Genomic DNA, 13235 nt, shown 5'->3' on the forward strand with positions numbered 1-13235 from the left:
GTGCGGACAATACAAGTAGGGATGTGAAATGGTGCCGGCGGATTCGAGCCGGTGATGACAACTCGCACATGTGAGTGACACGTCATCGCGATGCATGAGCCCAGTATGCGCACCGCAGCGACAGACACGCCAGAAAAATGACCGCATCTATCCCTGTGCGCGCCTCGGGCGGGTCAGTGAGCCATGGCCTAGGTTCCTGGCCGGCGGGAGTTGTCGGGCCAGCCAGGCTCACGGGCACGGCCGTGAATTTGTTAGTACACGTGCTTGTCACGGTCGGGGATGCGGAATTTGATGCTCCTATTGTTGTCAAGCGCTGACTTTGGGTTGTTCACTGAGCCATGTGCGGTAGCGCTCAGAAAGGACTCGATCTTGGGTGGCGCCGCGTTCAATGCGCGAGATGGCTTTGGGCCAGGCGCTCAGCTCGAGTGCTACTGCGGTCTGGGTGAGGTGCAACGCGAGGCGCCGTGGACGCAGGTCGTTGGTTAGCAGGCCGGGCCGTGGGTTTTGCAGGACGCGGTATATTTCGCGGGCGACGTAGCGCTTGAGGCAGCGCATGATCTCCTTCTTGCCTTTGCCCTCGCTGGTGCGTTTGACGACGTAATTCTGGGTGCGTTGGTCCTTCGCCATGCGCACTAGAACGATGCGGTGAATCGCGGAGTTCGCGGCGCGGTCGCCACCGCGGGAGAGCCGGTGCCGTGTCGTCTTGCCCGATGACGCAGGGATCGGTGCGACGCCGGCCAATGCGGCGAATTGGGCTTCTGTGGTCAGGCGCTCGGGGTTGTCGCCGATAGTGACCAGCAGTTGGGAGGCTACGGCGGTGCCGACACCTTTGATCAGGGTCAGGGCTGGGGCGTGCTCGGCGATAATGCGGGCGAGCTCGGCGTCGCAGTCATCGATCTCGGTGGTGAGGTAGGCATGGCGGGCGGCCATGCGTTTGAGCGTGACGGCGGTCGCGACGAGGGGGTCTGTGATGTCTCCGGTCGGGCGCGAGGTGGCCATGCTTTTGGCACGGGATTCGCTGGTCTTGCCCCGATATTTGGCCCGGATACTCTCTGGGGCAGATGTCAGTACGGCGCTGATCTGCGCTAGTACCGCGGTGCGTGCCTTCATCGCGCTGGTGCGCGCGGTGCGCAGCACCCGGAGGGCTTCGACGTTACCGTCGCGGGCTTTTGGTGTAGAGGTGCCGCGCTGGGCGAGGACAGATTCGGCGGCCTGGTAGGCGTCTAGCGGATCGGACTTGCCGTGGATGCGTCGGGCTTGGCGATTGGGCCGGTTGACCTCTTTCACCTCGAAGCCCTCGTGGATCAAGACCCGGGTCAATTCAGCACCGTAGGACCCTGTTCCTTCGACGCCGACAGCGATCACCGGTCCATACCGGGTGATGTATTCGGCGATTTCCCGGTAGCCGGATCCCACGGCCAGAAACTTCTTATCGGCAAGGTGTTTGCCGTAATTGGTGATGATGGCGACGTGATGGGTGTCGGCGTGGGTGTCGATGCCGGCGATGACGCTGATGTCGTCGTTTGTCATGATGGGAATAGCTCCTCTGACGCTCGAGTAACAGGGTGGACTCGCGTTCGCCAGGTGGGCAGACAAGACGGTGATGGGACTTCTTGGTCAAGCTCCTATTAGGTCATGTCCGCCTGGCGAATGCGTTTGATGCAAGCCGCGGAACGGTGGACGGATCAAATTAAGGACAGCTTCAAGAAGCGTCAGTCAAGGTTGGAGTCACACCATTCCACGGCCTACTTCCATCATCACCGTCAAGGTGAATGGGGCCAGCGTGAGTTTAGGCGGCTAGTTTCGGCTCGTCTTCTTGTGCTTGGGCGGGCTTGTTGATCCAGGCCGCGTCGGGGGTGGCGAGGATCTTGGGATCAACGCTGGTGCTGAAGCGTTCCGGGTTCCGTGCCCGAGCTTGGGCCAGGGTCGCGGACCTCTCTGCGGCTTTGCCGGCCGCGAAGCCGTAGTGGACGTCGGCGGGCGTGTTCAGGCCGATGCCGGTGTGATGGTGGGTGTGGTTGTAGCCCTCGACGAAGGCGTCCATGAAGCGTCTCGCGTCGCCGAGGCTGCTGAAGCGTTCCGGGAACACCGGGGCGAACTTGAGGGTTTTGAACCACGCCTCCGAGTACGGGTTGTCGTTGCTGACCCGGGGCCGGGAGTGCGACTTGGTGACCTCCAGATCCGACAACAACGCGGCGACGGTCTTGCTCGTCATCGACGTGCCCCGGTCCGCGTGAACGACGTGCGGGGTGCCGTGGATGCCGAAGGTTTCCGTCATCATTTCCGCGGCCAGGATCGCGGACTCGGCCGGGTGGACCTTCGCGCCGACGATATAGCGGGAGAAGATATCGATCATCACGTAGCAGTCGAAGTACTTGCCCTTGATCGGGCCCGCCAACTTCGTGATGTCCCACGTATAAACCTGGCCGGGTGCGGTGGCGACCAGTTCCGGGATCGCCCGTGCCGGGTGCCGGGCCAGCCGGCGGCGTTCCTTGACCTGCTTGTTCTCGGCCAGGACCCGGTAAATCGTGGAGATCGACGCCAAATACACGCCCTCGTCCAGCAGCTGCGCGTAGATCTGGATCGGCGGCAAATCCACGAACCGGGGCGAGTTCACCACCGCCAGGATCCGGGCCCGCTCGAGGATATCGAGCTTGTTCGCCGGCACCAGCACCGTTCCGGCCGCCGGGATGCTCGGTGCCCGGGTCGCCGTCGACCGCGGCAACCCCACCAGGACCGCGGCAGTGCGGGTGGACACGCCCCGGCGGGTCAACTCACGGTAGGTGGTCATCACGGTTTCGTCTGCGGTGTTTCGTCCCGCGAGCTCTTCGACAAGTTTTCGAGTAGCTCGTGCATTTTTGACATGATCTCCAACGCCACCCCCGTCGTGGCCAAACGCCGCTCGGTGACATCGAGCTGCCGGCGAAGCCGGGCGATCTCGGCCTGCTCGGGCGTGAGCTTGCCGATCTTCTCGCCGGCTTTCTTGCCCTGCAGGACACCGGCGTCGCGGAGCTTGCGCCACTCGGTGATCTGCGAGGAATAGATGCCCTGCTCCCGCAGATACGCGCCACCCCCGTTCCGGGTTGTCGCGTCCTCATACGCGGCCAGGTGGTCAAGCTTCTGCGCGGGCGTGAACGACCGCCTCGCTGTTGGACCACCCGCGCGCGGGCCAGGACTGCTGCTCTTACTCATTCGACTATCGTCGCGCACGACGATCACAGACGGGCTGGACATGATCGGGACTTCCTGATTCTCGCCCTACGTCAAACGGCGGACTTGCTCTGAGCTACTGGCCTCAACTCACCCTGACACGTAGGGATGGGACGCTATGACGCATAGAACAGGCGCTCTGATGCGATGAACCTACACATCACCTCGCCCACCTGGGGCTAGAAAACCTACCTCGCTTGCGCACTGGCTATCGGTGCCTGCCAGAGTGAGCACCTGCTTCTCTACTTCCGGATGGGAGGCAGCGCGTCGGGATCTCCACACGATCTGCACATGCCCGCCAACGAGTCTGCACACTGGGGCAGCACAGTGGTGAGTACGAACCAATCAGTAGAGGAGTAGCTCATGCGTCGCAAGATAATCATGGCCACTGCAATTGTCAGCGGGGTGGTGGCCATCGTTGGCCTGACCGGCCTGTCGGTCAGCGCCATGACGGGTAGTCCGACCAGCAACGGATTCGCCTCCGTGGCGACGAATGTTCCGGCACTGCCTGGGACCGTCGTCAACGTTGCCCTGATGAACATGGGTGGACAAATGATGAATGGCGGCCAGAACATGATGTCTGGTGGCGGGAATCGCATGATGGACGGCACTGGCGGCATGATGTCCGGCCGTAGTGCTGGGCGAAGCTCCAGTGCGATCATGGGCCTGATGCTTGATCGTACGAGCGTCGTTCACGGAACGGTGTCTTTCCTGGCCGTTAATCGGGGCAGCATCAGTCACGAGCTGCTCGTCCTGCCGCTGTCCGATTCACAGACCGTGGGCGCGAGAGCCGTTGGTAGCGATGGAAAGGTCGATGAGAGCGGCAGCCTCGGCGAAGCATCCACCACTAACGGGCAAGGCGCCGGTGAGGGAATCACGCCCGGAGCTGGTAGCTGGGTGACTATGGATCTGGCACCCGGACGCTACGAGGTGCTCTGCAACCTTCCCGGTCACTACTTCGCAGGAATGTACAGCGAGCTCAGGGTTTCCTAGGCACACTGACGGGACGTAGCGGTCAAGGGTATCGACGTACGTGTAGGGCCGTATCCCGAACCTGTTTACCCCTCGGGGTATGACGGTAGCTTGAATACATCGTGGCCGGGCGTCGCCCGACCGGACGGAAATGAACAAGAAGGAGGAAGAAATGATGTGGGGAAATGGGTACAACATGGGTGCGGCGGGGTGGGTTTGGCCGATTGGGCTGCTCATACTCGTCGGCATTGTCTTACTGGTCATCTGGGCAGTCCGCGCCTCGGGCGGCGGAGCGAACCGGGGTCGGCGCGATGATTCGTCAGCCGATTCGCGTCCACGAGGACCGAGCGCCGCGCGTCAGGTTCTGGACGAACGATTCGCCAAGGGTGAGCGGAACGCCGAGGAATACCGCGAACGGTTGAAGGTGCTCGGCGAGAAAGCCAAATGAAATCCATTGGTCGGTTCAGCAGCTTCCTGCTGGGCGGTCTCAGTCGTATGATCGGGACGGCCGGCCGGTCCAAACGTTTCGCCATGGTGCGAGCATTGGAGAATCCATGAGTTACGCCCACACGGTCACCGTTTCGCTGCCGTACGAACAAGCGGTGAGCCGGATCCGGGAACTCCTCGCGGAACAAGGTTTCGGAGTTCTCTCCGAAATCAACGTCCGGTCTACCTTTGAGGCCAAGTTGGGTGTCGACAGCGCCCAGGCCCTGGGCGATTACGTCATCCTCGGCGTGTGCAATCCCCTTCTCGCTCAGCGAGCTTTGGTCGCAGAGCCGGACATGGGCGTACTCCTTCCCTGTAACGTCGTCGTTCGCCGCGGCCCTAATGCGAGCGAGACAATCGTTGAAGCCATCGACCCGATGACTATGGTCCAACTCAGTGACAGCCCGGCAATTCGCGAGGTTGCCATAGACGCCGATTCCCGGCTGCGAGCAGCGCTGAACAGCCTCGAATCCACTGCGGCGGGCAGCGAAGGCAGGTGACCCTCGGCGATTCTGCCAACCTGTTCATCACCGTGAGCGCTTCAGGCATCCCGTCCCGGAACCTGCCCGGTCAGCAGCTCAAATGGCCGCGTGACTGAAGAATAGTCTGTAGAGCCACGATCCGAGACACCAATGGGTGGTGGTGAGGATTGTGCCTCCGAGAGCGACCATGTCCTCCGAATTCAGCACAGTCGGCATCATTCGTCAATACAACGCAGGCGTTAAGCGCGGCTGTTGGCTGGGAGAGTGGCGCCCCTATCCATCCTTGGGGCTCTCTTGTCCGTCACCAAGCGCGTCCTGGCGAGCTCGCCGACTCAAGGGACGGTGCTGACCCCCGGGTCTCGACCAGCGGCCGCGAGTGGTGTGTGCCCAGAAGGAGCTGCCGGTCACCTGTAGAGCCGGCGCATCATGGCCGGTCCGATCACAGGTATCAGCAGTCCCGAAACTAAGAAAACGGCGCCTTGAGTGATGATATCTAACGTCCTTGGCTGCTGCGCGAGCACCGCAATGCCCGCGACCACGAGCCCGATCCCGGAAATGATGAATATGGTCGAAGTGATCACTCGCGTCCTGCGATCCATGGAACGCAGATTACGCCGTTGTCGCATACCAGGCCAGTTCGGACTTCTGCCGCACTCTGGAACAATGCGCTGACACGCTCGTCGGGGCCACCCCTCGCTCAGACGAGGTTCAGCGCACTGGTTTCCACCTCTGTGGCAGGATGCAAGTCTGGGAGCGTCCTCGATAGTCGGCAGCGCAATCACGATCGCTCAAGCGCTGAACTCCAAAAGGATTACTCTGTGCGCATGACTCAAAAACTGACGCCAGAGGCAAGGGCCAAGCTGTTTTTGTGGATCGGCATCGGCGGAATTCTTATCGTAATTGCCGACGTCGTGTTCATGGTTCTGAACCCGCCCATCCTCGCCAATTACGCCCTGGCGGGATCTGCGATTGGCCTCATCGTCGTGGGCTTTGGCAGCTATAGAGTCCTAAAGAAACCCATTCCTCCAAAGTAGGAAACTCTTCTGCTTGGGGTCTTGCGAAATCCATGCAGTCAATCGGCGAAAGATCGAAACTGGAGGTACTGCCGGTGGTTGAACGACAAGCGCCGCGCGATGGACGCCTCATCATCGAATGACTAGCGATTCTCACCTTTGGGATCAGTCTCGTTGTGAGCGCCCTTCAACTTGCCATGGGGTCCACCGACCAAGGGGTCTGGTTCGTGTTGATCCTTTCCGCCATTGTCTTTGCACGCAGCCTGACGCTCGTGATTCGAGCCCACCGGGGCCACTCGGACTTCTAGCTGAGGGCCCTCTTCTATGCGTTGAGACATACCAGCAGATGCCAGGACACCACCAACACCTACACGGACTTTGGCGACAGCTCCCACAACACGGGAATCAGTCGGTGCACCTAAGTCGACCCCGACGGGCAAGACGCAAAACGCCACCGGGACGCCGGCCGCTACCGATCAGCGGCAAGAACCCGTCTAGACCGAAGCCAATCGGCTCGATAATCCCGTTCGGCATCCCGTCATACTCAAATCACCGAGCATCAGCATCTCTTGCCAAGGTGGCGAAGAGCGTGCGGCCTTGGCATAACGGAGTGGGGTTCACACAGTGCCGGATCGTCGCGTTCCGGGTTTGACCTGCGGGCGCCTTCGTTGAAGAAGGACAAGGCTGAACCTGCAATGAGAACGGTGGACAGCAGGTATGAAAACTGTCGCGGTCTCGGAGTGGGCGGAAGCGCCGGCGCATGAAACCGGTGGCGAACACCGAGGTTGTAGACCAGGTCCAGAATCATGCCGCGGGGAAATAGCGCCCCGGTGAGCGGAACGATTGCCCCCACTCCAAGAAAAGTGGGCGACTGCAACGCCAACCCGACGACTGACTATGGCAGCCTCAGGGGGCTTTTGCTGAGTTCGAGCGGTCTCTGATCCGTGAACGTCAACGTGAGGGTATTGCTCTGGCGCAGAAGCGTGGCGTGTACCGAGGCCGCGCGCCATCTCTGGATGCGGCCCGGGCTGCGGAGTTGCGTGAGAAGGCGGCCGGCGGTGTGACGAAGGCTGCTCTCGCTCGAGACTTTGGTATCAGCCGTGAAACTGTTTACGCGTATCTCCGCGCTGAGGTTTGAAAGGCTCTCCGCTAACGGACGAGGCCGTTGGTGGTGGGGGTGGACGTGACATCATCTGTTGGAAGAAGTTCTGCGTGGTCTCGGGCGTATTTGCGTGCCCGGTATATCCGTCGACCGAACAGAGGGAAGAAAGCCAGCAGCGCGACGATGAGCGCGATAATTAGCCCGATCGAAAAGTCTGATCGGGTTCCCGACACGAGGGACTGTGCCTGCTGGATTCCGAGTCCGACATAGAGCAGCGTGATGTAAGCGAGTTGGAAGGGAAAGACCATCGAAATCAGCACCGCGTATTTGGCCGCTGCGACCTGCTCGTCGTGATCGAGCTCTAGTTGCTTGCCGCGTAGCACTACCTTGCCCATCTTTCTCAATCTTCCAAGGTCCCGGCTGACGCTTTCGCGAAGACGGCGATTCAGTGGCAGGGCAACGAGTATGCAGGCAAGGGCCGCGGCGAAGAACGCAGATTCTGCCGCGAAGGTCAGCTGCACGCCGATTTCCGAGATGGCGAAAGTGCTCCCACGGGCGAGAACAATGAACAGCATGAGAGCGAGCACGAGTGTGGCTACAAAGGTGATGGCAACGATGGTGATCTTGCGCACGATCTCCCTTCGGCTGATCGGAACCCAGGGTCGTTCGACGAGGGGACGTGCTTCTTCGTGTCGGAGGAGCGTTTGTCCCACGAGCAGTGCGAGCGCGGTGAGCACGACCCCGGCTCCGATGAAGACGATCGGCAGCCAAGCAGGCGCGTGGGTGAGGAGCGCATAGAGAATGATCGCGACCGCTCCGAGTGCCTCGAGCCCGAGCACTATCCCGAACCACCATCTGAAATACCGTCGACTCTCGCCCGTTTTCTTCACATCCCAATATGACGTGATTGAACCCAGGATGAGCGGGCCGTAGATGAAAACACAGAGCGCACCGATCGCCAGCAACAGCAGGCCGCTCGAATCTGTTGGCGCTTGGACGAGGATCAGGAAGGTGCCGCCGATAATAAGGCCGGTTGCCACGAGCACCGACAAAATGTATGCGAGTACTTTCATGGTTGTACGCCTTTCGAGTCGGATCGTGATACTCACACTCAGCAGCCTCGTAGTCAACCCGAAAATGGGGCCGCTCGAAAAATGTTGAATTCCGCCAATTTCGCCAAACGAGCACCGTTGTCTCAGTTTTGTACTTGGCCCACTTCACGCGTAGAAGGTTTTACCGCAGCAGCTCACACCTCTGGACTTGTCGGGGAATCGGCCGCCGCTCAGTCGTGGGTTAGCCGTCGCTGTACGGAATCCTGTTGACCTGTACATTTTACCGGGTCCAGCAAACGCGCGCACGAAGGTGCGAAGTTCCTCACCGTGACCGAAACCGACCGGGGGTTGTCGTCCTTATCGGGTTTAGTCGTAGAGGTATTGTTCGAGTCGGGGTACGCGCAGGAGTGCGAGGGCGCGTTTTTCGATTTGTCTGACGCGTTCCCGGGTGACGCCCTGGACGGCTGCGACCTGTTCGAGGGTGTGCGGCTCATTGCCGTCGAGTCCGAACCGGGCGGTCAAGATGGCCTGTTCCCGGGACGGCAGTCGGTGAAGGTGGAAGGAGATATCGGCCCGGCGCAGGGTCAGGGTCGCGTATTCCTCGGGCTCGGGCAGGTCGCCGTCTTGGATGAGTTCGGAGATGTCCCCGACACCATCACCGATCGGCATGTCCAGAGAGATGGGTTCGCGGTCGTAGCTGAGTAACCGGGACACGTCCTGGGCCGTGAGAAGGGTGGCAGCTGCTAGTTCCTGGATGGTTGGTTCCCGATCGAGGGAAATCATAAGGTCGCGGCGGATTAGCTTGATTTTGTTGAGCTTTTCCGCGGTGTGCACGGGGATGCGGATCATGCGGGACTTGTCGGCTATGCCGCGGTGGATTGCTTGGCGGATCCACCAGGTGGCGTAGGTGGAAAACTTGTAGCCTGTCATGAAGTCGTACTTTTCTACCGCGCGGACGAGGCCGATGTTCCCGTCCTGGACGAGGTCCATTATCGGTGAGTATTCGAGTCTCTGAGCCCCACCCGATCGTGCGGTTGAGCCCCACTGGTCGTGCGGAAGAGCACCAGTGGTGGTGTGGCTCAGCACCACTGGTGCTCCCCGTCACGGATTACGCGGTTGCGAGGGCGGTTTGTTCCCTCATGTTGTAGGTGCCGGTGTCGACCCAGGTGGTGTTGTGGATGATGCGGTCCATGATGGCGTCGGCGTGGACGCTGGCGCCGAGGCGTTGGTGCCAGTCCTTCTGTTGATACTGGGTGCAGAACACTGTTGATGTCTCGCCGTAGCGGCGCTCCATCAGCTCCAGCAGCATTGTCCGCATCGATTCCGTCGGCTTATCGAGCAGCCACTCGTCGATGACCAGCAGCGTGAACGCGGCATATTTGCGGAGGAACTTGCCCGCCCCGCCCGGGGCGTCTTGCGCGGCGACCCAGGCTTCCTCGAGGTCGGGCATGCGGACGTAGTGGGCGCGGATGCGCTGTTCGCAGGCCCGTTTGGCGATCGCGCATCCCAGATACGACTTCCCCGACCCGGTAAAGCCCTGGAAGACGACGTTCTGCTGCCGGGTGACGAACGAGCAGGTCCCGAGCTGGGTCAGCACCTGCCGGTTGAGGCCGCGCTCGTCGAGCAGGTCGATGCGCCGCAGATCCGCGTTCGGGTAACGCAGTCCCGCCCGCCGGATCAGCCCGTCGACCTTGGAATGCATGAAGCTCGAGTAGGCGTCGTCGACGGCCAGCCGGACCCGTTCCTCGAAGGTCAGGCTGATCGAGAGAATCTCGTCCTGGAGGTCGATGGCCTCCAGCAGCTCGCCGGCGTTCATCTCGCGGAGCTTGCGTTTAGTCTCCCCGTCCAGCGCGCTCAACGGTTCCCTCCGGCGTAGTAGGCGCTGCCGCGGACATACCCGCCATCGTCCGGTTCCGGTTCCGGAACTTGTCCGGTTTTGTCTTGCCCGGTGTCGAGGATCGGCCGCAAATGCGCGTAGCGCGGGGAGCGGACCGGCCCCCGCAGCGCGAGTGCGCAGGCGGCCTCGACCCGGGCCGGAGGGAACCGGCGCGACAGTTTCAGCACGGCCAGCGCGGCGTCGAAGCCGGCCTCGTCGATGAAGACGGTCTCGAAGATCTTGGCCGTCACGGTGACGGTTGCCGGCCCGATCCGCGCGGCCCATTCCTCGATCCGGGCTCGGTCCCAGGCCTGGAAGCTGCGCCCCTCGGGCAAGTCCGCATCGTTCGTCCGATACTGGTTCGTCGTCGTGACCGGCAGCAGCAAATGGCTGGCCAGACGCTCGTCGCGCCGATAGACCTCCAGCATCGTCTCGGTGACACGAAGGTCTACCAGCGCGCCGATGTGGCTGAAAGGGACGGAGTAGAAATTCTTGGCCCAGACCACGTGGGCGTTGGCGTTGACCTTTCGTTTATAGGACCACGTGCTGATCTCGAACGGTGCCGCTGGCAGCGCCTGCAACAGAGGTTTCTCCTCGGTGGTGAACACGCTGAGGCGGGACCCGACGCGTTTCTGGAACGGCTCCCGGTTGTAGGCATCCATCTGTTCCCGGATTCGCAGGCGCAACTGCGCCAGCGAGGTGAACGTCTCCTTCCTCAAACCGGCGATGACCCAGGTCGCGACATGGGCCACCGTGTTCTCAGTGCTACTTTTGTCGCGCGGGTGCCGAACTCTGCCGGGGAGCACCGCGGCCGAGTAGTGCGCAGCCATCTCCCGGTAGGCATCGTTCAAAACGACCTCCCCTTCCTTCGGGTGGGAGATCACCCCTGTCTTCAAGTTGTCGGGCACCAGGCGTGGGACGCTGCCGCCGAAGAACGCGAACATTGCAGTGTGGGCGCGCAGCCACGACTCCTGCCGCATATCCAGGGTGGCTTCCACGAACGCATAGCGGCTGAACGGCAGGCACGCGACGAACAAATACACCTTCGACATCTCGCCCGACGTCGGATCGAGTAGTTGCATTGTGGGCCCGGACCAGTCGACCTCGATGCTACGGCCGGCTTTGTGGCCGACCCGCGACGTCGCCCCCGAGACAGCGGCGTGCTCGCCATAGAGGCGGCAGAAGCGGTCGTAGCTCATCGTCGCCTGCGCCATCGATGAGGCGTCTACATACTCCTGGTGCAACAGCTTCAACGTCACCCCGACCCTGGCCAACTCCGTATGCACCCGCGCCCAGTCCGGCTGCGCGAACACACTCTCGTGGACGCCGCGGCCGGGGAACAACGTCGAATACACCTTGGCCTCCGACAACTCGGCGACGTCGTCCCAGTCGAGCCCGAGCCGCTCTGCTGCATCGAGCACAGCTCGAATGCTGTGCCGGGACATTCCCTGGGCGGACTCGATAGCCCGTCGCGACAAGCCCTGATTACGCAGCTGCAGGATCTGCTTCGCTTTGATCTTCCGTACCATTGCCGGTACTCCTTCCACCGTGTGGCGCTCACACGGTGGAAGGAGCTTTTCAGGTGGGGCTCAACCACGCCGGTAGTGGGGCTGAACGATACAAATCACGCATCTGAACAGTGGGACTCACTCGCACCACAGGTGGTGCCCATCGAAGCCAATATTCAATCGGCACCCCGCGGCCGGAGTAGTGCTTGGCGATGCTGACGACGAGGCGCAAGTTGGCTTCGATGAAGTGGTTCTTCGCCCGGCCGCCGTCGTGGGCGAGCCAGGAGAGTTCCCGGGAAAGCTCGTGGTCGTCGACCCCGTGCGCGAGTTTTTCGGCGGCGAACAGTCCGACTTCGATCTGCTTGGCGAGGTTGACCTCGTCCTCGGCGCTCAGGAGCGGGCCCTTGCCGATACGGCGCAGATAATCACCGAAAGCATCCGTGGCCTCGCGCGTATAGCGCCCGGCGACCGCCGGGCGAACAAGCGAGACTGGGGAGGTGGTCGTCGGGGCTTGGGTTTCGGCGCTCATTCCGTTGCCGCCCCGGCGATACTCTCCACCGCTCGGGCCAGGGTGGACATGGCACGGCATTCTAGAGGCCTGATGAGATTCGTTGCCTCGAAGGTATTCCCGACGTGTTGAATGTAGCCGAGGATAACGGAGGCTGGCTCATCCCCGTCTCGCTGACCTCGTACTTGCCAGGTCGTCGCGGAAACGGCGACTAAGCTAACGCTGTCGGGCTGACGTGAAGCTAGGACATGTTCGGGCATGAACGCCTCCAAATCACAATGGGACGTTCAGTACACATGCTGAAAAGAGAACTCTCAAGAGGGTTGACGCACCCCTGCGCACCCCTGTATGGGGGCGTCCAACCGTCGCTGTGTCAAGTCGCGATGAGTTGGAAAGAAGCCCCTCGTTGGTCAGCCGTGAGGTCGTCTGGGACCGACGGCCGCGGCAAAAACGACATGCTCCTCGAACGGTGCAGGTCCTACGAACCTGCTGACACTTGGGCGATGAAAGCGTGCCGACGCACGGTTTCGGATGGAGTGTTTAGACCTTGATGCATGCAGGGTCGTGATGATGTTCAGCGTCAGTTGTTTGATACCGGGGCGTTCGCGAAATTCGCACGCAGAAGAAAGCTACTGATGGATAGAGCCTGCGCTCACGAGAGGGTCAGCAGCGCACTGGCCCTGACCCCGTGGAGTGGACAGGTTGGACGGACCGTGATGAGGCGATGGTCGACTGGTTTCTAGTCGTGGCGGAAATGGATGCAATCCTGTGAGTACTTGGGGCACCACGGCGCGGGGGAGCGGTTCGACTCAGGCTGCGGAGCCCTGACCGGCCTTGGCGAGTTCACGCCTCGATCACACAGCGTCTGTCTCGGCGGTCCTATTTGGGACTGCGGCGCCGTCGGCGAAGGCAGCGAAGGCAGGGTTCACGCCCACGAGGGATTGGGCTGTAAGTGCCGGGGGTTGCTGCCAGGCTCTCGAGCTGCGCGAGGATCCAGACCAGCGCCAGCTAGGAAACGTCCACATT

The 13235-nt window shown here is 61.5% G+C and carries 11 protein-coding genes and 2 pseudogenes; 5 read left to right on the plus strand and 8 right to left on the minus strand.

Translation table 11 applies throughout. The features are described from left to right. Nucleotides 1–306: 306 nt before the first annotated feature. Nucleotides 307–1530 (minus strand): IS110 family transposase, encoded by a 1224-nt coding sequence (locus RCH22_RS02320; protein WP_327012680.1) that lies wholly within the window; start codon nt 1528–1530, stop codon nt 307–309. A 259-nt stretch (nt 1531–1789) separates the two neighbouring features. Beyond that, nucleotides 1790–3192, minus strand: a protein-coding gene (locus RCH22_RS02325; RefSeq protein WP_327012681.1) for an IS3 family transposase whose coding sequence is annotated in 2 segments (ribosomal slippage) — nt 1790–2862 and nt 2862–3192 — 1404 coding nt in all. Because the reading frame shifts where the segments join, the coding sequence is not laid out codon by codon here. 381 nt (nt 3193–3573) lie between these two features. On the opposite strand from RCH22_RS02325, the gene RCH22_RS02330 reads away from it, so the two are divergent. From RCH22_RS02330 to RCH22_RS02340, 3 genes are all read left to right on the plus strand, one after another. Then, nucleotides 3574–4203: a sulfocyanin-like copper-binding protein gene (locus RCH22_RS02330; RefSeq protein ID WP_327012682.1), complete on the plus strand. Its 630-nt coding sequence runs from the start codon at nt 3574–3576 to the stop codon at nt 4201–4203. A gap of 130 nt (nt 4204–4333) precedes the next feature. Continuing rightward, nucleotides 4334–4630, plus strand: a complete 297-nt coding sequence (locus RCH22_RS02335) for an SHOCT domain-containing protein (protein ID WP_327012683.1) — start codon at nt 4334–4336, stop codon at nt 4628–4630. Nucleotides 4631–4736: 106 nt separating this feature from the next. Continuing rightward, on the plus strand, nt 4737–5168 hold the full coding sequence (locus RCH22_RS02340; RefSeq protein ID WP_323511328.1) for a DUF302 domain-containing protein: 432 nt from the start codon (nt 4737–4739) through the stop codon (nt 5166–5168). A 386-nt stretch (nt 5169–5554) separates the two neighbouring features. Here RCH22_RS02340 and RCH22_RS02345 read toward each other — a convergent pair whose 3' ends face one another. Beyond that, entirely contained in the window at nt 5555–5731 is a 177-nt protein-coding gene (locus tag RCH22_RS02345; RefSeq protein ID WP_327012684.1) for a hypothetical protein, read from the minus strand. A 243-nt stretch (nt 5732–5974) separates the two neighbouring features. Here RCH22_RS02345 and RCH22_RS02350 point away from each other — a divergent pair, with 243 nt between their 5' ends. Both RCH22_RS02350 and RCH22_RS02355 read left to right on the plus strand, forming a co-directional pair. Further along, on the plus strand, nt 5975–6184 hold the full coding sequence (locus RCH22_RS02350; RefSeq protein ID WP_322135157.1) for a hypothetical protein: 210 nt from the start codon (nt 5975–5977) through the stop codon (nt 6182–6184). An 889-nt stretch (nt 6185–7073) separates the two neighbouring features. Beyond that, nucleotides 7074–7301, plus strand: a pseudogene (locus RCH22_RS02355) (recombinase family protein); the annotation flags it as partial. Between the two features lie 11 nt (nt 7302–7312). Here the strand turns inward: RCH22_RS02355 and RCH22_RS02360 are convergent. The 5 genes and pseudogenes from RCH22_RS02360 to RCH22_RS02380 all read right to left on the minus strand — a co-directional run. After that, nucleotides 7313–8338, minus strand: a complete 1026-nt coding sequence (locus RCH22_RS02360) for a hypothetical protein (protein ID WP_327012685.1) — start codon at nt 8336–8338, stop codon at nt 7313–7315. Nucleotides 8339–8683: 345 nt separating this feature from the next. Next, entirely contained in the window at nt 8684–9307 is a 624-nt protein-coding gene (locus RCH22_RS02365; protein WP_327012686.1) for a sigma-70 family RNA polymerase sigma factor, read from the minus strand. Between the two features lie 118 nt (nt 9308–9425). Further along, nucleotides 9426–10175 (minus strand): ATP-binding protein, encoded by a 750-nt coding sequence (locus RCH22_RS02370; protein ID WP_327012687.1) that lies wholly within the window; start codon nt 10173–10175, stop codon nt 9426–9428. Next, entirely contained in the window at nt 10172–11722 is a 1551-nt protein-coding gene (gene istA / locus RCH22_RS02375; protein ID WP_327012688.1) for an IS21 family transposase, read from the minus strand. Before istA ends, RCH22_RS02370 begins: the two co-directional genes overlap by 4 nt. Nucleotides 11723–11885: 163 nt before the next feature. Beyond that, nucleotides 11886–12128 (minus strand): annotated as a pseudogene (locus tag RCH22_RS02380) (sigma-70 factor domain-containing protein); the annotation flags it as partial. Nucleotides 12129–13235: the final 1107 nt, after the last annotated feature.

Source organism: Cryobacterium sp. GrIS_2_6 (assembly GCF_035984545.1).
GTDB lineage: Bacteria > Actinomycetota > Actinomycetes > Actinomycetales > Microbacteriaceae > Cryobacterium.